Raw genomic sequence first — 22,846 nt, 5'->3', positions numbered from 1 at the left:
CGAACGGGATCGACAGAGGGCAGCTGTTCTTGAGGGTCTTGTTCGTCACCACTGAGATGGACGACTTCGTCCGCGTCGGCGGCCTTGGAGCCGTGTCCGCTGCGCTGCCCCGCGCCCTTCGCTCCTTTACCGATATCCGGATCATGCTGCCCGGCTATCGCGACATCATCGAGCAACTCACGCATATTCAGATCGTTGGCCGCTGCCCGGCCTTCGCGGAGATGCCGGCCTGCTCGCTCGGACGGGCCGCGACCAAGGACGGGCTGCCGGTCTACGTGCTGCTCTGCTCGCAACTCTACGACCGGCCCGGCAACCCCTATGGCGACGAGTCCGGGCGCGACTGGCCGGACAACGACATCCGCTTCGCGCGCTTTGCCTCTGCCGCCGCTGAGCTGGCTATGGGCAAGCTGGACAAGAATTGGGCAGCTGACCTGATCCATGCCAATGACTGGCAGGCCTCGCTCGTGCCGGCCTATCTCGCCTGGCGCGGCTCCAAGCTGCCGTCGATCCTGACCATTCACAACCTCGCCTATCAGGGTCTCTTCCCGAAGGACTCGCTGCGGCGGATCGGCGCACCGGAAAGCTCTTTCCACATCGACGGCATCGAATTCTACGACCAACTGTCCTTCCTCAAGGCCGGCCTCGTCTACGCCTCGCACCTCACCACCGTCAGCGGCACCTATGCGCGCGAGATCACCACGACCGAATTCGGCTGCGGCCTGGAGGGCCTGCTCCGCCTGCGTTCGGACGCGTCCGAGCTCACCGGCATTCTCAACGGCATCGACGAGAGCTGGGACCCGCGCTCCTGCGCCCAGCTCGCCCAGCAGTTCGGCGCCGGCGACTGGATCGGCAAGAGGGCCAATGCGGATTACGTCCGCAAGCAGTTCGGCTTAGCGGTGTCGCGCGGCCCGATGTTCGGCATCGTCGCGCGTCTCGTGCACCAGAAGGGCATCGACCTCGTGCTGTCGGCGGCCGACGAGATCGTCGATGCTGGCGGACAGATCGTGGTCACCGGCTCCGGCGAGCCGGCGCTGGAGCAGGCCTTGATCGACGCGCATCGCCGCCGCCCCGACGCCATCGGCGTGGTGATCGGCTTCAACGAAGCCCAGGCGCGCCGCATCTTCGCCGGCAGCGATTTCACCCTGATGCCGTCGCGCTTCGAGCCGTGCGGGCTCAGCCAGATGTACGCCCAGCGCTTCGGCTCGCTGCCGATCGGGCACCAGACCGGCGGCCTTGCCGAAACCATCACCGACGGCGAGACCGGCTTCCTGTTCTCGAGGCCCTCGCGCGAGTCCTTCCTTGGCGGTGTCCGCCGGGCCTTCTGCGCCTTCATGGCGCAAGACCAGCTCGACACCATGCGCCGCAGCGCTATGGGACGCTCGTTCTCCTGGAGCATCTCGGCGGGGACCTACAGCGCGCTCTACCGGAAGCTGGCATCGGTGTGACGCCGCGACGGCGTGCTCCGTCATTGCGAGCGCAGCGAAGCAATCCAGAATCCTTCCGCAGCGACAGTCTGGATTGCTTCGTCGCAAGCACTCCTCGCAATGACGGTGCGGAAAAAGTGTGCGCCTCACTCTCCTCTCGTGCCCCGGACGCAGCGCAGCGCGTCGCGCTTGCGACGTGGTGCGCTGCGTCCGGGGCCCATGTTGCAGCGGAGTCAGCAGCCTCTGGGTCCCGGCTCTGCGCAGCAGCGCTACGCGCCGCAGCGCGTCCGGGACACGAGAGTTTCGCTCTCACCCTCTCCCGCGCACGTCCATCTGTGGCCGCCCGATCCACGCCCTGTTGAGACAGCGCGTCATCCAGTCGGGCTGCGGCTCGCCCCGCAAGCGCGCCTGCGCTTCCTGGTAAGGGCCGACATAGCGCAGCCGGTCCGGCAATGTCGGATAGATGCGCCGGATCCAACGTAGCGCGTTGTCGGCCGATCTGAGCTCCCGCTCGCCGAGCTCAAACCCGAAGCCGGCGCGCAAGCGTTCCGGCAGCAGGCTCGCCGTCAGCGCGCGATACCATCGTGGCGGCCGCAACCACGGTCGCGCACCGCTAAAAATCTGCGCCGCGATCTCGCGCGCCGCCGGGCTCACGGTCAGCGTGTCCGACTGCTCCATCGTCGCGGTGTAGGCCGTAAAGCCCGACCAGTCCGCGGGCAGATCATCCGCCGTCAATCCGAACAATGCACCGAACGTCCGACTCTCGGTCCAGTAGCGTTCGCGCTCCTCCACCGAGAATGGCCGCAGAACCAGCTCGTGCGCCATCAGCGCCGTCTCGACCAGCGTCGCATGGACCCAGCGCAGCGAGGGGATATCGTTGGCGCTGTAGCGCGAGCCTGCCGCAAAGGGACCGACCGTCTCGGGCATCTCTCCGACGATCATGCTGTGCCGCCGATGCAGCTGCCGGGAGGAGAGCAAGGCACGGTCGAGCGAGCCAAACACCATGGCAAAGACGATGTCGAAGGTGCGATGGAAGCGGCCGATCGGATCGGCAAGGGTTTTCGAATGCTCGGCGATGGCGGCGGCGACCCAGGGATGCGCCAGTTGCAGCAACAACGCGCGTCCCGCACCGAGAAAGATGACCGCCTCCCGGTCGATCCGCCAGGTCAGCGTATCAGGACCGAACACGCCCGCCACCGGTCCCGCCGCATTGGCGCGGACCAGATCGAGCGTTGCCTCGAGATCTTTCTCAGCGACCAATTGCTAGCCTCGCGACGAAGACGGGGCAACAATAGCCCAGACCGCGCTGTCGGGAAATCATCACTGCGCAAGACAATAACGCGCAAAGCCCTCACTCCGCCGCAATCGGCATCTCGTCCGTGTGCTCGTGCAGCACCACGCCGGCAAGCGGATCGAATTCGCCGATCCAGGGCTTGCGTGCCAGGACCGATCGCGTGTGAGCGTAACCAGCGTGCCAGCGCCGTGTGATCCCCGACGGACTGAAGTCGATATCCTTGGTATGGGTCTCGCGCTCGAGCTGCGGCGCCAGCAGCCGTACCACATGCATGCGGGTCGGACAGCCATAGCTCATCAACTCTCTCACCGCAGGATCGCTGCGCTCGCTCTCCGGAAGCCGTGCCGCGAGCTGGTTGATGACATGGCGCAGGCGATGGGCCTGCTGCTGGCGCGCAATCTGGCTCGAAATGCGGCTGGAATATTGCACGTCCTTGTGCCGGTTCAGCACCTCCGCGATCGTGTTCGGCTCGGCCCCGACGGGATTCCACAAATGCACGGAGAAGATCAGCGAATCCCTGCGCGGATTGTCGTCGAACACCGCTTCCGTCGGCGTGTTCGACAGGATGCCGCCGTCCCAATAGAGCTCGCCGTCGATGCGCACCGCCGGGAAAGCCGGCGGCAGCGCGCCCGACGCCATCACATGCTTCACCGTCAGTTCACTGTTGCGGCTGTCGAAATAGCGCATTTCACTGGTGCCGACATGAGCCGCACCGACCGTCAGGCGCGGCGCACAGCGATTGGCGAGATCGAAATCGACCAGCTCGCTCAGCGTCTTCTCCAGCGGAGCGGTCGAATAATAGCCCGCGTTGTCGGCACCGAGCGGATAGGCATCGCCCGCATGCGCCAGGGGATTGGGCTGGAAGAAGCCGCGAATGCCGCCGGTGACGGTCGACCAGTAAGCGAGCCTGTCGTTGAAGTCGGGAAAGGCGCCGCCCAGGGTCCAGACCGGGGTCTGCTCCATCCGCTTCCAGAATTCCTTCAGGCGCGCAAGCCGTTGCTCCGGCACGTTGCCGGCAATCAGGCTCGCATTGATGGCGCCGATCGAGGTGCCGATGACCCAGTCCGGCTCTATTCCGGCCTCGTGCAGCGCCTGGTAGACGCCCGCCTGATAGGAGCCAAGCGCACCGCCGCCCTGAAGCACCAGCACGACCTGACCTGGGATATCCGCACCTTTGCCCTTCATGGTTCGCTCCTGGTGAGCCTGCACCGGCCGAAATTTCGTCGGACGCGGCGGCATTGTTACCCGCGATCGTTTTAAGAGATCCCGGGACCTTTTGAAATGCCAGTTGGCTTCCAAGTCCATACGTCCGTGCTATCGCGCGTGGGATGTCATTTCTGGGTTCGATCGGCTAGATTTGAGGTCGATTTCGCTGGGAGCCGATCCATGGAAATGCACCAGGTCCGCTATTTCCTCGCGGTGGCGCAGCTGCTCAATTTCACGCGCGCAGCCGAGGAGTGCAACGTGACGCAGCCCTCGCTGACACGCGCAATCAAGCAGCTCGAGGCCGAGCTTGGCGGCGACCTCTTCCGCCGAGAACGGCCGGCCGCGCAACTGACCGAGCTCGGCCAGCGCATGCATCCGCTCCTGAAGCAGTGTTTTGACGCTGCCGCCGGCGCGCGCTCGCTCGCCTCCTCATTCAAAAGCGGAGAGGTCGGCGCCCTGCGCGTTGCCTTGACGCATTCGATCGACCTAGCGCTGCTCATTCCGCATCTCAACGAGATCAGACGGCAATTCAACCAGCTCGAATTCCGCTTCCTGCGCGGGACGAGCCGCGAGGTCGGCGAGTTCTTGAAGAAAGGTGAAGCCGAGCTCGGCATCGCCGCCGAGATCGATGAGGCCTGGGAACGGCTCGACGTCTGGCCGCTGTTCACCGAGAGCTTCGAGCTCGTCGTTGGCGACAGACATCGGCTGGCCGGCCGCAGCAGCATCGAACTGGACGATCTGCGCTCGGAGCAACTGTTGAGCCGGACGTTCTGCGAGCATTCGCGCCGCATCTCCGCGAGCCTGCGCGAGCACGGCATCGAGCATGGCCACGAGATTTCGAGCGAGCGCGACCTGATCGAGCTGGTCGAGGCCGACATCGGCGTCGCCATGATGCCGCACAGCTCGCCCCTGCCGCAGACACTGACGCGTGCCGCCGTCGCCGGCCTGGACGCCCGCCGCACCGTCAGCCTTTACGGGGTCGCCGGCCGGCAACGCACGGCGGTGGCCAACGCCGTGATGCGCATGCTGCGCGGCGCCGACTGGCGGGAAATTGCAGGATAAGCCCGCGTCGCGAGCGCTCAGTTCTCCCTGCCCGCGCTCTGCAGGGCCGCGAGCAGATCATCGATCTCCATGCGCTTGCGGAAATCGGGATCGACGAAGCGGGCCTTCACGATGCCGTCGCGGCCGACCACGAACACGGCCGGGATCGGCAGCATCCAGCCGTCATTGCCGTGGAATTTCGCCATGTCCTGATAGGACAACAGGTCCTGGATCTCGGCGCCGAGCCAGATCGCGAGATTGAGCGACAGCGCATAGCCGTTGTCGAGATCGGTCAGGATCGGAAACGGCGCGCCGGATTCAGCCTTGAGCTGGCGGGTAAATTCCTGCGCCTCCGGCATGACCGCAATGATCTGCGCACCCATGGCCTCGATGCGATCGAGCGCCTGGACCACGGCACGGACATTGAGCCGGCAATAGGGACACCAATGGCCGCGGAAGAACATCACGGCGAGCGGACCGCGCTCCAGCAGCGAAGGCAGCGTGACGAGACGCCCGGCGTCGTCCGGCAGCATGAACGGCGGCATCGCATCGCCCGGGCGTGGCGCGGCCTCGCCACCACCATTCCCGTCCAATCTCGCCACCAGGCGATCGACGGCCTCGCCATAGGCCGGAAACACCGCACGGCTGGCATCGGCATAGGCGCGGAGCTGTTCGTTCAGCGTGCCGTCCATATCGCGGCAGCGCTGGAAGGCAAGCCTGAGCTGCTCGGCGTCGGCTGGCGAGAGAGCTGTCATCTTTCTGCTCCGGCATTCCCTTCGGCGAATATTAGTTTCCCGGTCCGGCCGTCCGCAAGGGGCGGCCGCGATGCCAGGGCCCGTTCAGTCACGTAGGGTCTTGGACAAATTCGGCATAAGGCGCTCCTGTGGATTGACGTGAACGCCCATCATCGGGCGCCTTGCCATCGGACGCCGAATGCCGCGAAAGCGGAAATGCCATTGGCCAATCGGATCGATAGCCGCCGCGCATCAACATAGCGCGCCGCTATCGCATCGAGAGCAAGCCGGCATTTCAGGATCGACGCGATCTCGATGAAGCTTCTGTCATCGCCGGCGACCAGCGGGGTTGCGGCCAACACAGGAGACCTCCCCATGTTCAAGAGCTACGCTTTATCGCGTCTGATCTGGCCGAGCCTTGCCATGGTCAGCGCGCTGACACTCTCGGCGCAGCCGGTCGTTGCCGGGGAATGTCCGGCCGGCAAGATCAAGCCGAACGCCCAGCAGATGGTCGACTACAAACCCGTCGGCGTTACCGACGTCACGCTGGGCGCGATCGACCTTGGCAAGCAGCCGGCGCATATCGAGGGGCGCGAGCTGCGTTTCCGCAAGCTGACCATCGAGCCCGGCGGCATCGTGCCCTGGCACAGCCATGATGACCGTCCCGCTCTCATTTTCGTGCAGCAGGGCGAAATCGTCGAATACGCCTCCAACTGCGTCGATCCGATCGTGCACAAGGCCGGCGACATCCGCCCCGAGGTCTACGGCACCTCGCATTGGTGGAAGAACCTCGGCAAGGATACCGTCATTCTCTATGTCGGCGACGTCCGCAGGGATTCCAACGACCACCACATGTAACGAGCACATTCCAGCCCCAGCGCACTCGTTACGAGATGTGGCGCCCGGAACTCCCCACTCCGGGCCCCGCATCCCCACAGGACAATCGCCATGACCGACCTTTCCGCGCCGATCAAACCGGTCGCGATGACGATGGAAGCGCACTCGCCGGGTCTCGGGCTGCGCTCGCTCGTCATCGGCCTGACCGCGTTCCTGACCGTTGTCGATCTCTTTGCAACGCAAGCGATCCTGCCCTCGCTGACGCGCCATTACGGCGTCACGCCGGCGGCGATGAGCTTTGCCGTCAACGCCAGCACATTCGGCATGGCCACAGCTAGCCTCGTCGTCGGCTTTTTCAGCCCGCACATCGACCGCCGCACCGGCATCCTGGTCAGCCTGATGCTGCTCGCGATCCCGACAAGCCTGCTGGCGATCGCGCCAAATCTCGCCGTCTTCACGGCCTTGCGGGTCGCGCAGGGCCTGTGCATGGCATCCGCCTTCGCGCTCACCCTCGCCTATCTCGGCGAGCAATGCAGCGCGATGGACGCCGGCGGCGCCTTCGCGGCTTACGTCACCGGCAATGTCGCCAGCAATCTCGTCGGCCGGCTGATCTCGGCCGCCGTCGCCGACGGCCTGGGCCTTGCCTGGAATTTCTATCTGTTCGCAGTGCTCAATCTGGCCGGCGCGGTGCTGGTCTATTTCACGATTCGACGCGTGCAGACGATGCATGCGATGATGCCGGCTGCTTCGCCGCTGGCCGCCATCATCGCGCACTGGCGCAATCCGCGATTGCGCGCGGCCTACGGCATCGGCTTCTGCATCCTGTTCGCCTTCATCGGCACCTTCACCTTCGTCAATTTCGTTCTGGTCCGACCGCCGCTGTCGCTCGGCATGATGGATCTTGGCCTCGTCTATCTGGTGTTCCTGCCCTCGGTCGTCACGACCTTGCTGGCGGGGCGGGTTGCCTCACGCATCGGAGCACGCCCGACGATCTGGGGCTCGCTCGCCGTTGCCGGCATCGGGCTGCCGCTGATGCTGACTGCGCGGCTGCCTGAAGTGCTCACCGGATTGGTGCTGGTCGCGGTCGGGACCTTCTTTGCACAGGCGGTAGCCACGGGCTTCGTCGGGCAGACCGCGACTGAGAACCGTGGCGTCGCCAGCGGCACCTATCTTGCGTGCTATTTCTGCGGGGGGCTCGTCGGCACAGCCGTGCTCGGCCGACTGTTCGATGCCTTCGGCTGGCACGCTTGCGTGACCGGCGTGGGCATAGCCCTTGCGGCCGCTGGCCTGCTCGCGCTGAACTTGAAGCGCTAGCGCTTGGCCGGCGCCTCCTGCGGCGGCTCGTCGTCGGCGATGGCGCGCCAGGCGGCGCCGTCGAGATCGTCGTACTGGCCGCTCCGGAGCGACCAGAGAAAGGCGACGAGACCGGCGCCTCCGAGCATCAGCGCCAGCGGGACCAGGATGACCAGGATTTCCATCACGCGATCTCCCGCGAGGTGCTGCGCGCCCGCAGCGAATTCAGCATGACCAGGATCGAGGATCCGCTCATGGCCGCAGCCGCGATCAGGGGCGTCACGACACCGCTGATCGCAACCGGCACGGCGAGCACATTGTAGCCGATCGCAAGCCAGAGGTTCTGCCGCATCAAATGCAGCGCCTTGCGCGAGGCGTCGATGGCGGCGACCACCGGGGCCAGCGGCCGGCCGAGAAAGACGAGATCGGCGGTGGCCTGGCTCAGATGCGCGGCCGAGATCGGGGACATCGAGACATGGGCTGCCGCGAGCGAAGGCGCGTCGTTCATGCCATCGCCGACCATCAGCACCTTGGCGCCGCGCTGCTTCAATTCCTCGATCCGTGCGATCTTGTCGGCCGGCGTGACGCCGGCGCGCCACTCGGGGATTGCAAGCGCATGAGCTGCCGCCTTCACTGCCGGCTCCCGATCGCCGGAGAGAATCTCGATGCCGATGTTGCGGGCCTTCAACGCCGCGATCACAGCCTGCGCATCCGGACGCAGGCCCTGGCGGACCGAGAGGATGAACTTCTCGCTGCCCTTGCCGAACGCCACGATCGAGGCCTCGGGGTCGAGACGGGTGGCGTCCGCAACCAGCGCCTCGGCACCGCAGAAGGACGGACGGCCAAGACGAAGCTCGATGCCGTCGACCACGGCACGCACGCCCTGCCCTGACTCTTCGACCGCGCCGACGACCGGCGATCTCGCGCTCGCGGCCTGCGCCACGGCGGCGGCGACCGGGTGATGGCTCGACAGCGCGAGCCGGCCGGCGAGCTCGAAGATCTCGGCGGGGATATCGGCGGCATTCATCACTTCGAGATCGGGCAGCGTCAGCGTGCCGGTCTTGTCGAAGATGACGCGGTCCGCCTCGGCCAGCCGCTCGATCGCGTCGCCGGAATTCAGCAACACCCCGGACTTGAACATCGCGCCGGAGGCGATGGTCTGCACGGTCGGAATGGCAAGCCCCAGCGCGCAGGGACAGGTGATGATCAGCACGGCGACGCCCGTCACGATCGCATCATGCCAAGAGGCGCCGGCCATGACCCAACCGAGGATGGTGATGAACGCGGTCGCGTGCACCACCGGCGCATACAGCCGCGAGGCGCGGTCCGCGAGCCGCATGTAGCGCGAGCGCGCCTGCAGCGCGTTGTCGAGCAGCCGCGTGATCTCGGCGAGTAGCGTCGCCTCGGACGCCGCCGAAACCCGCACCCGCAGCGTGCCGGAGATGTTCATCGAGCCCGCATAAACCGGCGTGCCCTGCTCGGCCGTGACATAGAGCGTCTCGCCGGTGATCAGGCTCTGGTCGATCTCCGAACGGCCCTCGATCACGGTGCCGTCGACCGCACAGCGCTCGCCGGGCCTGAGCAGCACGATGTCGCCGGGATGGATCGCGGCCACCGGCACTTGTGAAATCTCATCGGGCCCGACGAACTTCGCGGCCGTCTCCGCCTTCAGCGCTGCGAGATTGCCGGCGACCGCGCGGGTCCGCCGCCGCATGTTCTGGTCGAGGAAGCGGCCGACGAGCAGGAAGGTCAGCAGCATGATCGCCGCGTCGAAATAGGCGTGCTCGGCGTGGTGGATGGTCTCGACCACCGACATGCCGAGCGCGAGGATCACGCCGATCGAGATCGGAACGTCCATGTTGGTCGTCTTCGCCGACAGCGCGCGCCAGGCCGAGCGGAAGAACGGCTGGCCGGCATAGGCCGCCGCCGGCAACGCGATCAGCGCCGACAGCCAGTGGAAGAAGTCGCGCTGCTCGGGCAGCATGTCAGAGACGTTGCCCGACCACACCGGGATCGACAGCATCATCACGTTCATGGTGGCGAACGCTGCGACACCGAGGCAGCGCAGCAGGAAGCGCGATTCGGCGACCTCTGCCACTTCCGCGCTCTCGGTCTCGAACGGATAGGCCTTGTAGCCGAGCTCCTCGAGGCGATCGATGAAGCGGCCGGGGTCGAGCGTGCCCGCCTTCCATTCCAGCGCGACGCGGCGGTCGGTGAGGTTGACGCGCGCCAGCGTGACGTCGGGAATGGCGGACAGGCCGCGTTCGATCTTGGCCATGCAGCCGGCGCAGTGAACACCTTCGACCGCGAGATCGATGTGCTGGACGCCCTCGCCCGCTGCCCGGACGTAGTGCGAGAAATCCCGCGTGACGTGCATGTCGAAGTCCTTCAGTTCAGGATCACGCGATTACGCGACAGGAACACACGCGTCCCCCGCGCCTCGCCCTCGATCACCAGATCCCATTGCCCGGGCGCGACCGACGCGGCATGGCCGCGATAGAGGCCGATGCCGGCCTCGGTGAGCTCGACGGCGAGATCGGCGCGCTTGTCGGTCGGCCGCTCCAGCCGGCCGCCGAATTTCAGTCCGGCGATCGGCTGGCCGCTGGCATCGTGTGCTTCGACCTGAAGCATGGCACCGCCGTCGTTGCGGCGCTCGATACGGGCGTTGACTTTCCATTTACGCGCGGTCTGCTCGTGCGCTGCCGAGATCTCGCGATCATAGGTCAGGCCCGCGGCATAGGGGCTGTCGACCTCAGTGCCGGGCAGCGTCGCGATCGCGAGCTTCATCATGGTGACGTTGACGCCGATCACGAGGCCGAAGAAGGCGACCAGCATCAGGAAGACTTTCGTTCCGGTCAGCGGCTTCGGGGCGGATGCCATGACTAACTCCAGACTTTTCTCAAGGCGAGACGAAATTGTCGGTGGCGGACGCGACCTCGCCGAGCCCGATATCGGTAACGTGGAAGCGGACGGGGACCGACTTCTCCGGATTGTTCTCGGCCGGCGCGGTGACGAGCAGGCGCAGCTCGCTGGTAGAGTCGCGCGGGATCACGATCATCGGCCTATCAGGCGTCACGGAATCGATGCCGATGACGTGGATGGTCGCGTTGGCCGGGCCGTTCGCGTCGATCGCGATGACGCGGTCATAGCCGCTTTTGTTCAGCAGCCGCACCGTGTAGGCGTTGCGGATCGAGCCATCGCTGAGCTTGACCGCGACCGGATTGCGATCGTGCAGCACGTTGACGTCGAGCAGGCTGCGCGTCGCCAGCGTGTAGATCATGAAGCCGCCGATGGCCGCGATGATCGCGCTGTAGACGATGGTGCGAGGCCGGACGATGCGATAGATCGGCGCCTTGCCCTCCTGGCGTCGATGGATATTGATGTCGTTGTCGTAGCCGATCAGCCGCTTCGGCCGGCCGATCTTGGTCATCACGTTGTCGCAGGCGTCGATGCAGAGGCCGCACTGGATGCATTCCATCTGCGGTCCATTGCGGATGTCGATGCCGGTCGGGCAAACCGCGACGCACTGGTAGCAATCGACGCAATCGCCAACCTGCTCGCCGAGCGCGCGCAGTTCGGCGGCCTTCTTGACCGAGGTGCGCTTCTCGCCGCGGTCGTAGCGGTAGGTGACGTTCAGCGCCCATTCGTCGGTGAGCGCGGCCTGGATGCGCGGCCACGGGCACATATAGGTACAGACCTGCTCGCGCATGTAACCGGCGAGCAGATAGGTCGTCGCGGTGAGGATGCCGATCCAGACATAGGCGATCATCGGGCCCTGGAAGGTGACGAGCTCCTTCACCAGGGTTGGCGCGTCGTTGAAATAGAGCACCCAGGCGCCGCCGGTCCACCAGGCGATCATGAGCCAGATCGAATGCTTGAGCACGATCTCGGAGATCCGCTCGAGCTTCAGCGGGTCGGACGATTTGTCCTTCTTCATCCGCTCGCGCCGGTCACCTTCGATCAGGCGTTCGACGGCATAGAACAGGTCGGTCCACACCGTCTGCGGGCAGAGATAGCCGCACCAGATGCGGCCGCCGACGGAGTTCATCAGGAACAGCGCCACCGCGGCGACGATCAGCAGGCCGGTAAAGTAGTAGACCTCCTGCGGCCACAGCTCGATGAAGAAGAAATAGAAGCGGCTGTTGGGAAGATCGATCAGCACCGCCTGGCTGGGGGCGCCGAGACCGCGATTCCAGCGCACGAAGGGCAGGAAATAATAGACGCCGAGGCAGAATGCCATCAGGCCCCATTTGATCCGGCGGAACGTGCCGGAGACGCTCTGGGGATAGACCTTCTTGTGGGCTGCGTAGAGCGGCCCGTTGTCATCGTCCAATGTGAGGTCTTTGGGGTTCACGGTCTTGTTCATCGCCTGGAGCTTCTCGAAAAGGTGCGATTGAACCTAGACCCGACACCGCCGCGTCAGTTGATCCAGCGCAAACGGGGGCATTTTTGTTCACCCCCGTCTGCAGCGAGATCTGCTATTTTCCACCGCCCAGCGAATGGACGTAGACCGCCATTGCCTTGATGGTGGCGGGATCGAGCCGCCCTTCCCAAGCCGGCATGACGCCGGCACGGCCCTGGCTGATGGTCTCGATCAGAGCCGCCTCGTCGGAGCCGTAGAGCCAGATCTTGTCGGTCAGGTTCGGGGCGCCCATCTCCTGGTTGCCCTTGCCGCCGTCGCCGTGGCAGGCGACGCAATTTTCCGCGAAGATCTTCTCGCCCTTGGCGGCATCGAAGCCGTTACGGGTCGAAAGGCCCGACAGTGACCGCACGTAATTGGCGACCGTGACGATCTCGTCGGACTTCAGCACGCCGTCTTTGCCGAAGGCGAGCATCTGGCCCTCATGGGTCTTGGCATGACCGGAGCGCGCGCCGAACTGGATGGTCTGCATGATCTGGTCGAGCGTGCCGCCCCACAGCCAGTCGTCGTCGTTCAGGTTCGGATAGCCCTTGGCGCCGGCGCCGCCGGACCCGTGGCAGGGCGCGCAATTGTCGCCGAACACGGTTTTGCCCTTGGCGCGGGCGAGCGCCAGCAGGGCCGGGTCCTTTTCGATGTCGGCGAGCGAGGCTGCGCCCAGCGCCGCCATCTTGTCACCGCGGATCTTCTCGAGGTTGGCGAGCTCGACCGCGACGTCGGCGCGCGAGGAGTAGCCGAACATGCCCGTGGTATTGCCTTGGATCAGCGGCCAGGCCGGATAGACGATCCAGTAGCCGATCGACCAGATGATGGTGAGGTAGAACGAGATCACCCACCAGCGCGGCAGCGGTGTGTTGAGCTCCTTGATACCGTCCCACTCGTGCCCGGTCGTGGACTTGCCGGAGACGGAATCGATGTCGCTATGATGATCGGTCATGGTCTCTCACTCCTCCCGCAACGGCAGGTGCGCTGCTTCGTCGAAGACAGCCTTGTTACGGGGCCAAAATGCGTAGGCGATGATCGCGAGAAAGATCGCGACGAACACCGGGGTCCAGATCGTCGTCACGAGCTCGGACGCTAGATTATGGACTGACAGGATAGCTTTCATCGTTCATGCCTTCTCAGCGAAGATTGGCTTTCTCGTTGTAGATCTTGAAGTCGACCAGCGTGCCGAGCATCTGCAGGTACGCGACCAGCGCGTCCATCTCGGTCGGCGTGCCGGCCTTGCCGTCGAAATTGCGCACGACGGCCTTGGCGTAGCGCTTGTTGAAGGCGTCGCCACCTGAATTGTCCGGGTCGGCCTGGGCCTTCATGTCGGCGCCCGCGTTGGCGATCTGGTCGTCCGTGTAAGGCGTGCCGACGGCCTTCAGCGTGCGCATGTGGTCGGCGATCGTGTCCGGGTCGACCTCGGTCTGGCTGAGGAACGGATAGCCCGGCATCACCGACTGCGGCACGATCGCGCGCGGGTTGGTCAGATGGGTGACGTGCCAGTCGTCGGAATATTTGGCGCCGACGCGGGCAAGGTCGGGACCGGTGCGCTTCGAGCCCCACTGGAACGGATGGTCGTACATGCTCTCGGCGGCGAGCGAGAAGTGGCCGTAGCGCTCGACCTCGTCGCGCAGCGGGCGAACCATCTGCGAGTGGCAGAGATAGCAGCCCTCGCGAACGTAGACGTTGCGGCCCGCCAGCTCCAGCGGCGTGTAGGGCCTGACCCCGTCGACCTTCTCGATCGTGCTCTTGAGATAGAACAGCGGGGTGATCTCGACGAGACCGCCGATCGCGATCACCAGCAGGATGCCGACGATCAGGATGATCGAGTTCTTTTCGAAGATTTGGTGGCGTGTCCAGAACGACATGGTGGAGCTCCTCATTCCGCCGGCTGAAGAGCGACGGGCATCTGGACTTCCGCCTCGCCGACGCGAACGGTCATCCAGAGGTTATAGGCCATGATCAACGAGCCGATCAGGAACAGCCCGCCGCCGGCGGCGCGGATGATGTAGAAGGGATGCATCGCCTCGACGGTCTCGATGAAGGAATATTCGAGGAAGCCGAGCGAGGTGTAGGCGCGCCACATCAGGCCCTGGAGGATGCCGGACACCCACATCGCCGAGATGTAGAGGACGATGCCGAGGGTCGCGACCCAGAAGTGCCAGTTGACGAGCTTCAGGCTGTAGAGGCCCTTGCGATTCCAGGCCCACGGCACCAGGCAGTAGAGCGCGCCGAAGGACACGAAGCCGACCCAGCCGAGCGCGCCGGAGTGCACGTGGCCGATGGTCCAGTCGGTGTAGTGGCTGAGCGAGTTGACCACCTTGATCGACATCATCGGGCCTTCGAAGGTCGACATGCCGTAGAAGGCGACGGAGACCACGAGCATGCGCAGCACGGGATCGGTGCGCAGCTTGTCCCAGGCACCCGACAGCGTCATCAGGCCGTTGATCATGCCGCCCCAGGAGGGCATCCACAGCATGATCGAGAAGGTCATGCCCAGCGTCTGCGTCCAGTCCGGCAGCGCCGTGTAGTGCAGATGGTGGGGACCTGCCCAGATGTAGAGGAAGATCAGCGCCCAGAAGTGGATGATCGACAGCCGGTAGGAATAGATCGGCCGCTCGGCGCGCTTCGGAATGAAGTAGTACATGATGGCGAGGAAGCCGGCGGTCAGGAAGAAGCCGACCGCGTTGTGGCCGTACCACCACTGGAACATGGCGTCCTGGATGCCGCCCCAGGCGACGTAGGACTTCGAGCCGAACACCGAGACGGGGAGCGCCGGGTTGTTGCCGAGATGCAGCACCGCGATCGTCACGATGAAGGCGAGATAGAACCAGTTCGCGACGAAGATGTGCGGCTCCTTGCGCTTGATGACGGTGGCAAGGAAGACGAGCAAGTAAGCGACCCAGACGATGGTCAGCCACAGATCGGCATACCATTCCGGCTCGGCATATTCCTTCGACTGGGTGACGCCGAGCAGATAGCCGGTGCCGGCGATCAGAATGAAGAAATTGTAGCCCACCACGACGAACCAGGGCGCGAGGTCGCCGGCGAGGCGCGCGCGGCAGGACTTCTGCACCACGTAGAACGACGTGCCGATCAGCACATTGCCGCCAAAGGCGAAGATCACGGCGGAGGTGTGCAGCGGCCGCAGCCGACCGAAGCTGGTCCAGGGCAGATCGAAGTTCAGCGCGGGCCAGGCCAGCTGAGAGGCGATGATGAGGCCGACGAGGAAGCCGGCGATGCCCCAGAACATCGCCATGAAGGCGGTGAACTTGATCGGCCCCATGTTGTAGTTCGGGCGGCCGTTGATCTCCGCTGGCGGCAGCGTGGCCGGGCGATCGAGGTAGCGGTTGACGATGACGAACACCGCAGCAAGGCTCGCCGCCGCGCTGAGCGCGGCATGGAAGGCGAACGGCGCATCGAGCGCCTTGGCCGAGGCGATCACGCAGAGGAAGGCGGTGACTGCGAACACGACAGCCAGGCCGCTTTCACCGATGGTCATGGATTTGGAAATGGAGGGCTGGCTCATGCGGATTCTCTCTGAAAGAACACAGCGCCAGAAACCACATTCACCCTCACTCGGAATTGATTGAAATCAAGACAGGCATTTAAGTTCTTCGGAGCCCGGCGATGATCTTGCTGGTTCCCTCGAAATCTCGACACACGAGAAGGCCGGCCCGGCGTGACGCGCAAACGGGAATAGCCTCCGTATAATCACGGAGGCGATAATGAAATTCGATCAGAATGGTTTGTCAGTCGCGCGCGGTCGCCTTCAGCGCCGCGATGACATCCTCGCGGGCGATGATTCCGACCAGCTTCTGCGCACCGTCGAGCACGATGATGCTCCTGATGCGGTGCTCCACCATGATCTGGAGCACGCGCGTCAGCCGCGTGTCGGGGCTGACATAGATGAACTCGGGCGTCATGACGTCGCCGATCTTGCGGCTCATCAGGTCGTGATAGCGGGGCAGCATCTGGCTCGGCGTGAAGGCGAAGCACTTCAGGATGTCGAATTTGGTGACGATGCCGACCACCTGCCCGTCGTCCTCGACCGGATAGGAGTTGAAATCGTCGGTCTCGAACATCTCGCTGAGCTCGAGCAGGTCACGGTCGCGCTGCACCGCCTTGACGTTGCGCGTCATGTAGCCGTCGACGGTCTGTTCAAGAAATCTGTACACGGCGCGTCCTCCTCGATTCGATTCTGGCCGGCCGTCAGTGCGACAGCAGCACGCTGCGGGCGGTCTGCGTGACCAGATATTGGGTGACGCCTCCCAGGATCAGTTCACGAAACCTCGAATGACCATAGGCGCCCGCAACGATCAGGCCGGCATCGACGTCGCCGGCGACTTTTTCCAATTGCGCGGCAGCGGTTTCGTTCCGGTCGCCTTCGCAGACGCGCGCGGTCGCGGTGATGCCGTGGCGGGCGAGCCAGGCGGCGACGTCGGTGACGCCGGCCATCACGACCGAACGGTCATCATCGCGCTCCGGGATTTCAACGATGGTGACATCCCTCGCCTTGCGCAGCATCGGCAGCGCGTCCGCCACCGCCCGCCGCGCCTCGGGCGTGTCCTTCCAGGCCACCAGCACGCTGCGCAGATCGAGCCAGTTGATTCGATCAGGCACCACCAGCAGCGGTCGGCCGACCTGCATCACCAAGTCCCTGGGGCTTGCGAGCGAAAAGGCATCGGAGAAGGCCGGACTCTGCCCGCCGCTGACGATGATGTCGGCGCAGCGCGCCTGAGCCGGGACGAACCGCGTGGGAAAATCCGTGGCGCAGCGCCATTCCACGCGCCCGCCGCGAGTCCGGGTCGCGGCGCGGAATTCCGCCTCCAGATCGCCCAGACACCGCTTGACTGAGGCCTCCTCCTGATCGATCAGGCGCTGGGCCTCCGCACCGTCGGTGAAATAAAGCGGCGGCGCGAACCGGGCTGCGGCAACCCCGACGAGCGTGGCCTCGTATCGTTCGGCGAGCTCGCCCGCGACCTGAAGACGCGCTTGGTTGGGCTGATCCAGCGCGAGGCTGACCATCACGGTCGCATATGTCATCGGGAATCTCCGAACGGCAATGAACTGGTGCGAAATCTAGCCTCGCCGTGACCGGGCAGGATGAGGTAGATCAAATCGCCGCCTGCCGAGTTGCGGCAAATCCGCCAATGGAATCAGACATCCGAACTTGCCTCCGGCCCGGCCTTAGGCGAAATTGCCGCCATGTTCGCGGCGCCACGCTCGTCGCAGGAGAAAAGAGGAGCAACCGATTGTCGCCGACCCGAGTAACGCATCCGCCAGACGATGGTCGCGGCGAGCATTTCCGGGTCCGGATCGAGGGGTTCGGCGTCGGCACCTGGGATCTCGACCTCTCGACGCAAGAACTGGAGTGGTCGGAAACCGCGAGGACGCTGCTCGGTATCGAGCGTGGCCAGCCGGCGAGCTACGACCTCTTCCTGTCGCGGCTCGAGCCCGAGGACCGCGCGCGTGTCGAGACCGCGATCAAACAGGTTGCCGAACATGGCGGCGGCTTTGACGTCTCTTTCAGGATCTCCGGCAAGGCCGACCGGGGCAAATGGATCAGGGCCCGCGCCGGACTGATCAGGGACGAGGTCGGTGTCGCCCGCCATCTCAGCGGCATCTTTCTCGACATCGACGAGGAAAAGCAGGTCGAGGAGGCGCTGCGCACGCGCGAGACCCATCTCCGCTCGATTCTCCATACTATTCCCGACGCCATGATCGTCATCGACGGCCACGGCATCATGCAGCTGTTCAGCACGGCTGCGGAGCGCCTGTTCGGCTGGTCCGAGCACGAGGCGATCGGCCAGAACGTCAGCATCCTGATGCCGGAGCCCGATCGCACCCGCCACGACGGCTACATCGCCCGCTACCGCTCCACGAACGATCCGCACATCATCGGCATCGGCCGCATCGTGACCGGCAAGCGCCGCGACGGCACGACCTTTCCGATGCACCTGTCGATCGGCGAGATGGAATCCGCCGGCGAGCCCTATTTCACCGGATTCGTCCGCGACCTCACCGAGCACCAGCAGACCCAGGCCCGGCTCCAGGAATTGCAATCCGAGCTCGTCCACGTCTCGCGACTGACCGCGATGGGCGAAATGGCTTCCGCGCTCGCCCACGAGCTCAACCAGCCGCTGGCCGCGATCAGCAACTACATGAAGGGATCGCGGCGGCTGCTCGCCGGCAGCACCGACGCGAACACGCCGAAGATCGAAAGCGCGCTGGATCGCGCGGCGGAGCAGGCCTTGCGCGCCGGCCAGATCATCCGGCGCCTGCGCGACTTCGTCTCGCGCGGCGAGTCGGAGAAGCGGGTCGAGAGCCTGTCCAAGCTGATCGAGGAGGCCGGCGCGCTCGGGCTCGCCGGCGCGCGCGAGCAGAACGTGCAGCTCCGCTTCAGCCTCGATCCCGACTCCGATCTCGTCCTCGCCGACCGGGTGCAGATCCAGCAGGTGCTGGTCAATCTGTTCCGCAACGCGCTGGAGGCGATGGCGCAGTCGCCGCGCCGCGAGCTCGTCGTCGCCAACACCCGCGTCGCCGACGACATGATCGAGGTGGAGGTCTCCGACACCGGCTCCGGCTTCCAGGGCGACGTCATTCCAAACCTGTTTCAGACCTTCTTCACCACCAAGGAAACCGGCATGGGCGTGGGACTGTCCATCAGCCGCTCGATCATCGAGGCTCACGGCGGCCGCATGTGGGCCGAGAGTAATGCATCGGGCGGCGCGACATTCCGTTTCACCCTGCCGGCGACCGCCGAGAACTGACTGACGAGAACCGATACATGACCACCAAGGGACATATCTACGTCATCGACGACGATGCGGCGATGCGGGATTCGCTGAACTTCCTGCTGGATTCCGCCGGCTTCGGCGTCACGCTGTTCGACAATGCGCAGAGCTTCCTCGACGCCCTGCCCGGCCTCGCCTTCGGCTGCGTCGTCTCCGACGTGCGCATGCCGGGACTCGACGGGATCGAGCTGCTCAAGCGGATGAAGGCGCAGCAAAGCCCGTTTCCGATCCTGATCATGACCGGTCACGGCGACGTGCCGCTCGCGGTCGAGGCGATGAAGCTGGGGGCGGTCGACTTCCTGGAAAAGCCGTTCGAGGACGACCGCCTCACCACCATGATCGAATCGGCGATCCGCCAGGCCGAGCCCGCCGCCAAGAGCGAGGCCGTCACGCAGGACATCGCCGCCCGCGTCGCCTCTTTGAGCCCCCGGGAGCGCCAGGTCATGGAAGGGCTGATCGCAGGCTTGTCCAACAAGCTGATCGCCCGCGAATACGACATCAGCCCGCGCACCATCGAGGTCTACCGTGCCAACGTCATGACCAAGATGCAGGCCAACAGCCTGTCGGAGCTGGTCCGGCTGGCGATGCGCGCCGGCATGCTCAAGGATTGAGCCAAACCGGATTGAGGCAAGTCAAGATCGCTCCGCATGGCTGTGCTAGCCAAGGCGGCATGATCGAGATCGGCTCGCACCCTCAACGGCTCCCTATGGCGTCACCGGCAAGGCCCACCGTCTACGTGGTCGACGACGATGCCGCCGTGCTGGGCTCCCTGCAATTCCTGCTGGAAACCGACGGCTTCGCCGTGCGGACCTTCAGGAGCGGCACGGCGCTGCTCAATGCCGCCGGCGCGCCCGCCGCGGATTGCTACGTGATCGACTACAAGATGCCCGACATCAACGGCATCGAGCTGGCTGGCCGCCTGCGCCAGGCCGATGGCGACACGCCCGTGATCCTGATCACCGGCTATCCCGACGAGAACATCTCGGCCCGGGCTGCGACTGCGGGCATCAAAGACGTGGTTTTGAAGCCGCTTCTGGACGAAAACCTGGTCAAGTGCATCCGCCACGCCATCCAGGACCGTCCCCACACCTGACCTACGGAATTCTACGTAGGTAATCGTCCTTAAGATATCGCTCGAAATTTCCGGATTGCACGATCCCGCGTAGCAATGCTCCATCACAACGGAGATGGCGCAGATGCTCACCCAGACCCTCAACACCCAGGCGATCAACACACAGATTGTTGGCAAGATCGCCCCAGGCCATCCCGTTACCGACCAGTTCGGCGCCATCACCGGCCATGTCGGCCTCGTCGCCACCGAGTTCTCCTACCGCAAGGACGAGGAGATCTATGGCGAGGACGAGCCGGCCGAATATGTCTACCAGGTCGTGTCCGGCGCAGTGAGCAGCTACAAGCTCCTGTCCGACGGCCGCCGCCAGATCGGCGCCTTCCATCTTCCCGGCGACGTGTTCGGCCTCGAATCCGGTCCGGCTCACCGCCTTGCTGCCGAAGCCATCATCGACACCACCGTGCGCCTCGTGAAGCGCGCCAGCCTCGAGAAGGCCGCCGGCACCGACGTCCAGGTCGCCCGCAAGCTCTGGGCAATGACCGCCTCGGAGCTGCGCCATGCCGAGGATCACATGCTGCTGCTGGGCCGCAAGACCGCGATGGAGCGTGTTGCGACCTTCCTGCTCGAAATGGACCGCCGCCTCGCCGTTGCCGGCATGATGGCGCTGCCGATGTGCCGCCGCGACATCGGCGACTATCTCGGCCTCACCCTCGAAACCGTGTCGCGCGCGCTGTCGCAGCTTCACGCCCAGGGCATTCTGGGCTTCTCCGGCGCCCGCCAGATCGTGCTGCGCAACCGCCAGCGCCTGCAACATCTCGACGCCTGATCTCCGCCTGATCTTCCTCCTACCCACTTGGCCGGCCGAACGCGTTTCGGCCGGCCATTTTCTTTGGGCCGCGAATCATGCCGTGCGCCGCGTCTCCGGCATCACGAAAAGAATCAGCAAGAGCCCGGTCGCGGCAACGCCGGACAGCCCCACGAAGGCGGTCGCATTGCCGAACTTGTCGCTGACATAGCCTCCGAGCGCGGTGCTTAAGGACGCGCCGATGCCGATCGCAGTGCCGACGATGCCCTGCGCCAGGTTGAAATGGCCGCTGCCGAAGGCGACATCGGCCACGATCAGCGGAATCATCACCGCGAACACCGCCGCAGTGAGGCCGTCGAACACCTGCACTGCGACCAGCAGATACGGATCACGCACGGTGGCAAACAGCAGGCCGCGAATCGTCAGCGCGCCGAATCCGATCAGGAGCAACGGCCGCCGGCCCCACGCTTGCGCCTTGCGCCCGACCGTCGGCGACAGCAGCGCCACGATCGCTTGCGGAACGACGATGCAAAAGGCGACGAGCACCGTCGCCCATTGGGCGGACCGCGCCGTCACCGCACTCGCCATCAGCGGCATCATCGCGGCATTCGCCAGCTGCAACAACAGCACGCTCAGGGCGAAGACGATGAGCGGCCGCTGCCGGATCAGGTGCCAGATATTGGTGTCACCACGGTCGGCCGCTTCGCGCGGCATCTCGCCGTGACAGCGCGCAATGTCGACCTCGTGCTCGCGGATGCGCGAGAGGGCGATCAGGGTCGGAATCGCGAGCAGGAAGGTAACCAGGAAGACCGAACGGCTCGACAGCAGATAGCCCGCCGTGCCCATCACCGCGGCCGCGACGCCGTTGCCGAGCGAGGCAAAGCGCGCGTTGCGGCCGAGCCGCTCGCCGATGGCGAGCGGGCCGACGAGGCCAAGGCTGATCGCCGCAATCGCCGGTCCCAGCACGCAGCTCGCCGCCGCATGCAAGGTGGCCGCGGCCACCACCACGGGAAAGATCGGCATTGCTGCATAGGCCAGCGCGCAAGCGCCGATGGTCGCGATCGCGAGGGCGGCGACCAGCCGCTCCGATTTCGCGGCATCGATGATCGCCCCGCCCGGCATCTGCCCGATCAGGGCGACGATACCGCCGATCGACAGCACGAGGCCGATCTCGACCTGGGTCCATTTCTGGGTCGTCAGATAGACCGCGATGAAGGGACCGAATCCGGTCTGCACGTCGGCGAGGAAGAAGATGAACCAGTCCAGGCCGCGCAGGCTCTGGCGCGACGGCGCAGGAATGCCCGCGGCCGATGGCGCGGCGACGTCGTCCTGTTCGGCGCGGCCGTCACGATCTACATGGTTCGGCTTCCTCGACAACAGCACAGGCGGTCAGCCCTCCCGGCACCTCACTGGATCGCTTGCAGCGGTTGAAGGCTGCCGGACGCGCCGAGCACGACGATCGGCGTGTCTTCCTTGTATTCCGGCGCGGCCGCGACCTGCGCCTTGGTCAATTCCAGCGTGATGCTGTCCTTTTTGTTGGCAATCTTGCCGAAGCGCAATGCGTTCCAATCCACCACGATCTTGCGGCTGCCGACGCCGAGAAATCCGCCGAAATCGATGGCCGCGGCGCGGACATGGCCGCCGCGGTCGACGATGACGTCGACGATCCGGCCCATGTCCTCATCCGCGGCGCTACGCACGTCGCGGCCGAGCACGCCATGGGCCTCGCTCGCGCCGATGATGGTCACCGACGGCGGCGGCGCGGCGTCCTTCGGCGTGACCGGAACGGCCGAGGTCGGCGACGGTGCCGTCGGCGCTTTCGCCTCGCTCTGCCCTGCAGGCGGCTCCTCTGCGGCGCGCGACGTGGCCACCGCCAGGCCCGCGACGATGGCTATGCCTAGGATCAACGCTCCGATCGCACGCATGACACTCTCCCTGCGC

At 65.2% G+C, this 22,846-nt stretch carries 23 protein-coding genes; 8 read left to right on the top strand and 15 right to left on the bottom strand.

Annotation, left to right across the window (positions count from 1 at the left end; genetic code table 11):
* The first annotated feature begins 29 nt into the window (after positions 1–29).
* The gene (glgA, locus tag GA0061098_RS33355) at positions 30–1,445 is read left to right on the top strand and encodes a glycogen synthase GlgA (RefSeq protein WP_091965673.1); all 1,416 of its coding nucleotides are present in this window, start codon (positions 30–32) and stop codon (positions 1,443–1,445) included.
* A 288-nt stretch (positions 1,446–1,733) separates the two neighbouring features.
* Here the strand turns inward: glgA and GA0061098_RS33350 are convergent, their stop codons facing one another.
* Together GA0061098_RS33350 and GA0061098_RS33345 are read right to left on the bottom strand one after the other, a co-directional pair.
* On the bottom strand, positions 1,734–2,684 hold the full coding sequence (locus GA0061098_RS33350; protein ID WP_165637758.1) for an oxygenase MpaB family protein: 951 nt from the start codon (positions 2,682–2,684) through the stop codon (positions 1,734–1,736).
* 91 nt (positions 2,685–2,775) lie between these two features.
* A complete protein-coding gene (locus GA0061098_RS33345) occupies positions 2,776–3,903 on the bottom strand; it encodes a DUF3734 domain-containing protein (RefSeq protein WP_091965710.1) in 1,128 nt (375 codons plus the stop codon).
* 201 nt (positions 3,904–4,104) lie between these two features.
* On the opposite strand from GA0061098_RS33345, the gene GA0061098_RS33340 reads away from it, so the two are divergent.
* Positions 4,105–4,986 carry a LysR family transcriptional regulator gene (locus GA0061098_RS33340; protein WP_165637757.1) on the top strand — a complete coding sequence of 294 codons (882 nt, stop codon included), beginning with the start codon at positions 4,105–4,107 and terminating at the stop codon, positions 4,984–4,986.
* A 17-nt stretch (positions 4,987–5,003) separates the two neighbouring features.
* Here the strand turns inward: GA0061098_RS33340 and GA0061098_RS33335 are convergent, their stop codons facing one another.
* A complete protein-coding gene (locus tag GA0061098_RS33335; RefSeq protein WP_091965671.1) occupies positions 5,004–5,720 on the bottom strand; it encodes a peroxiredoxin-like family protein in 717 nt (238 codons plus the stop codon).
* 354 nt (positions 5,721–6,074) lie between these two features.
* Between GA0061098_RS33335 and GA0061098_RS33325 the strand changes: the two genes are divergently transcribed.
* Both GA0061098_RS33325 and GA0061098_RS33320 read left to right on the top strand, forming a co-directional pair.
* Positions 6,075–6,557 carry a cupin domain-containing protein gene (locus GA0061098_RS33325; protein WP_091965669.1) on the top strand — a complete coding sequence of 161 codons (483 nt, stop codon included), beginning with the start codon at positions 6,075–6,077 and terminating at the stop codon, positions 6,555–6,557.
* A gap of 90 nt (positions 6,558–6,647) precedes the next feature.
* A complete protein-coding gene (locus GA0061098_RS33320) occupies positions 6,648–7,850 on the top strand; it encodes an MFS transporter (protein ID WP_091965668.1) in 1,203 nt (400 codons plus the stop codon).
* Here the strand turns inward: GA0061098_RS33320 and ccoS are convergent.
* The 10 genes from ccoS to GA0061098_RS33270 form a co-directional block, all read right to left on the bottom strand.
* Positions 7,847–8,014 (bottom strand): cbb3-type cytochrome oxidase assembly protein CcoS, encoded by a 168-nt coding sequence (ccoS, locus tag GA0061098_RS33315; RefSeq protein ID WP_008550618.1) that lies wholly within the window; start codon positions 8,012–8,014, stop codon positions 7,847–7,849. The genes GA0061098_RS33320 and ccoS overlap by 4 nt on opposite strands.
* A complete protein-coding gene (locus tag GA0061098_RS33310; protein ID WP_091965667.1) occupies positions 8,014–10,206 on the bottom strand; it encodes a cation-translocating P-type ATPase in 2,193 nt (730 codons plus the stop codon). The genes ccoS and GA0061098_RS33310 overlap by 1 nt, the downstream gene beginning before the upstream one ends.
* Before the next feature lie 11 nt (positions 10,207–10,217).
* On the bottom strand, positions 10,218–10,709 hold the full coding sequence (locus tag GA0061098_RS33305; RefSeq protein WP_091965666.1) for a FixH family protein: 492 nt from the start codon (positions 10,707–10,709) through the stop codon (positions 10,218–10,220).
* A 19-nt stretch (positions 10,710–10,728) separates the two neighbouring features.
* The gene (ccoG, locus tag GA0061098_RS33300; RefSeq protein WP_091965665.1) at positions 10,729–12,195 is read right to left on the bottom strand and encodes a cytochrome c oxidase accessory protein CcoG; all 1,467 of its coding nucleotides are present in this window, start codon (positions 12,193–12,195) and stop codon (positions 10,729–10,731) included.
* 112 nt (positions 12,196–12,307) lie between these two features.
* A complete protein-coding gene (gene ccoP, locus GA0061098_RS33295) occupies positions 12,308–13,183 on the bottom strand; it encodes a cytochrome-c oxidase, cbb3-type subunit III (protein ID WP_091965664.1) in 876 nt (291 codons plus the stop codon).
* Between the two features lie 6 nt (positions 13,184–13,189).
* Entirely contained in the window at positions 13,190–13,354 is a 165-nt protein-coding gene (locus tag GA0061098_RS33290; protein ID WP_018322742.1) for a cbb3-type cytochrome oxidase subunit 3, read from the bottom strand.
* Positions 13,355–13,367: 13 nt separating this feature from the next.
* Complete coding sequence (gene ccoO, locus GA0061098_RS33285; RefSeq protein ID WP_018322741.1) at positions 13,368–14,102, bottom strand: cytochrome-c oxidase, cbb3-type subunit II; 735 nt, start codon at positions 14,100–14,102, stop codon at positions 13,368–13,370.
* 11 nt (positions 14,103–14,113) lie between these two features.
* A complete protein-coding gene (gene ccoN, locus GA0061098_RS33280; RefSeq protein WP_091965663.1) occupies positions 14,114–15,763 on the bottom strand; it encodes a cytochrome-c oxidase, cbb3-type subunit I in 1,650 nt (549 codons plus the stop codon).
* A 223-nt stretch (positions 15,764–15,986) separates the two neighbouring features.
* Positions 15,987–16,412 (bottom strand): CBS domain-containing protein, encoded by a 426-nt coding sequence (locus GA0061098_RS33275; protein ID WP_028143087.1) that lies wholly within the window; start codon positions 16,410–16,412, stop codon positions 15,987–15,989.
* Between the two features lie 34 nt (positions 16,413–16,446).
* Positions 16,447–17,280, bottom strand: coding sequence for a universal stress protein (locus GA0061098_RS33270; protein ID WP_091965662.1), 834 nt, complete (start codon positions 17,278–17,280; stop codon positions 16,447–16,449).
* 209 nt (positions 17,281–17,489) lie between these two features.
* Between GA0061098_RS33270 and fixL the strand changes: the two genes are divergently transcribed.
* From fixL to GA0061098_RS33250, 4 genes are all read left to right on the top strand, one after another.
* On the top strand, positions 17,490–19,007 hold the full coding sequence (fixL, locus tag GA0061098_RS33265) for a sensor protein FixL (RefSeq protein ID WP_091965661.1): 1,518 nt from the start codon (positions 17,490–17,492) through the stop codon (positions 19,005–19,007).
* A 17-nt stretch (positions 19,008–19,024) separates the two neighbouring features.
* Complete coding sequence (gene fixJ / locus GA0061098_RS33260; RefSeq protein WP_091965660.1) at positions 19,025–19,642, top strand: response regulator FixJ; 618 nt, start codon at positions 19,025–19,027, stop codon at positions 19,640–19,642.
* A gap of 59 nt (positions 19,643–19,701) precedes the next feature.
* Positions 19,702–20,124, top strand: a complete 423-nt coding sequence (locus GA0061098_RS33255) for a response regulator transcription factor (RefSeq protein ID WP_091965659.1) — start codon at positions 19,702–19,704, stop codon at positions 20,122–20,124.
* Positions 20,125–20,227: 103 nt separating this feature from the next.
* On the top strand, positions 20,228–20,926 hold the full coding sequence (locus tag GA0061098_RS33250) for a helix-turn-helix domain-containing protein (protein ID WP_026202804.1): 699 nt from the start codon (positions 20,228–20,230) through the stop codon (positions 20,924–20,926).
* Between the two features lie 75 nt (positions 20,927–21,001).
* Here the strand turns inward: GA0061098_RS33250 and GA0061098_RS33245 are convergent, their stop codons facing one another.
* Together GA0061098_RS33245 and GA0061098_RS33240 are read right to left on the bottom strand one after the other, a co-directional pair.
* Positions 21,002–22,288, bottom strand: coding sequence for an MFS transporter (locus GA0061098_RS33245; protein ID WP_091965658.1), 1,287 nt, complete (start codon positions 22,286–22,288; stop codon positions 21,002–21,004).
* A 23-nt stretch (positions 22,289–22,311) separates the two neighbouring features.
* Positions 22,312–22,830 carry a PRC-barrel domain-containing protein gene (locus GA0061098_RS33240; RefSeq protein WP_165637756.1) on the bottom strand — a complete coding sequence of 173 codons (519 nt, stop codon included), beginning with the start codon at positions 22,828–22,830 and terminating at the stop codon, positions 22,312–22,314.
* Positions 22,831–22,846: the final 16 nt, after the last annotated feature.

The sequence above is a fragment of the Bradyrhizobium shewense genome (assembly GCF_900094605.1).
GTDB classification, from domain to species: domain Bacteria; phylum Pseudomonadota; class Alphaproteobacteria; order Rhizobiales; family Xanthobacteraceae; genus Bradyrhizobium; species Bradyrhizobium shewense.
The sequence above is the reverse complement of the archived record's forward strand: the minus strand, read 5'-3'. Positions and strand labels throughout refer to the sequence as shown.

What these genes read in the sequence shown, in the direction of transcription:
- GA0061098_RS33345 (WP_091965710.1), bottom strand. Translation starts at nt 3,903, where the DNA reads ATGAAGGGCAAAGGTGCGGATATCCCAGGTCAGGTCGTGCTGGTGCTT.
- GA0061098_RS33340 (WP_165637757.1), top strand. Translation starts at nt 4,105, where the DNA reads ATGGAAATGCACCAGGTCCGCTATTTCCTCGCGGTGGCGCAGCTGCTC.
- GA0061098_RS33335 (WP_091965671.1), bottom strand. Translation starts at nt 5,720, where the DNA reads ATGACAGCTCTCTCGCCAGCCGACGCCGAGCAGCTCAGGCTTGCCTTC.
- GA0061098_RS33325 (WP_091965669.1), top strand. Translation starts at nt 6,075, where the DNA reads ATGTTCAAGAGCTACGCTTTATCGCGTCTGATCTGGCCGAGCCTTGCC.
- GA0061098_RS33320 (WP_091965668.1), top strand. Translation starts at nt 6,648, where the DNA reads ATGACCGACCTTTCCGCGCCGATCAAACCGGTCGCGATGACGATGGAA.
- ccoS (WP_008550618.1), bottom strand. Translation starts at nt 8,014, where the DNA reads ATGGAAATCCTGGTCATCCTGGTCCCGCTGGCGCTGATGCTCGGAGGC.
- GA0061098_RS33310 (WP_091965667.1), bottom strand. Translation starts at nt 10,206, where the DNA reads ATGCACGTCACGCGGGATTTCTCGCACTACGTCCGGGCAGCGGGCGAG.
- GA0061098_RS33305 (WP_091965666.1), bottom strand. Translation starts at nt 10,709, where the DNA reads ATGGCATCCGCCCCGAAGCCGCTGACCGGAACGAAAGTCTTCCTGATG.
- ccoG (WP_091965665.1), bottom strand. Translation starts at nt 12,195, where the DNA reads ATGAACAAGACCGTGAACCCCAAAGACCTCACATTGGACGATGACAAC.
- ccoP (WP_091965664.1), bottom strand. Translation starts at nt 13,183, where the DNA reads ATGACCGATCATCATAGCGACATCGATTCCGTCTCCGGCAAGTCCACG.
- GA0061098_RS33290 (WP_018322742.1), bottom strand. Translation starts at nt 13,354, where the DNA reads ATGAAAGCTATCCTGTCAGTCCATAATCTAGCGTCCGAGCTCGTGACG.
- ccoO (WP_018322741.1), bottom strand. Translation starts at nt 14,102, where the DNA reads ATGTCGTTCTGGACACGCCACCAAATCTTCGAAAAGAACTCGATCATC.
- ccoN (WP_091965663.1), bottom strand. Translation starts at nt 15,763, where the DNA reads ATGAGCCAGCCCTCCATTTCCAAATCCATGACCATCGGTGAAAGCGGC.
- GA0061098_RS33270 (WP_091965662.1), bottom strand. Translation starts at nt 17,280, where the DNA reads ATGACATATGCGACCGTGATGGTCAGCCTCGCGCTGGATCAGCCCAAC.
- fixJ (WP_091965660.1), top strand. Translation starts at nt 19,025, where the DNA reads ATGACCACCAAGGGACATATCTACGTCATCGACGACGATGCGGCGATG.
- GA0061098_RS33255 (WP_091965659.1), top strand. Translation starts at nt 19,702, where the DNA reads ATGATCGAGATCGGCTCGCACCCTCAACGGCTCCCTATGGCGTCACCG.
- GA0061098_RS33250 (WP_026202804.1), top strand. Translation starts at nt 20,228, where the DNA reads ATGCTCACCCAGACCCTCAACACCCAGGCGATCAACACACAGATTGTT.
- GA0061098_RS33240 (WP_165637756.1), bottom strand. Translation starts at nt 22,830, where the DNA reads ATGCGTGCGATCGGAGCGTTGATCCTAGGCATAGCCATCGTCGCGGGC.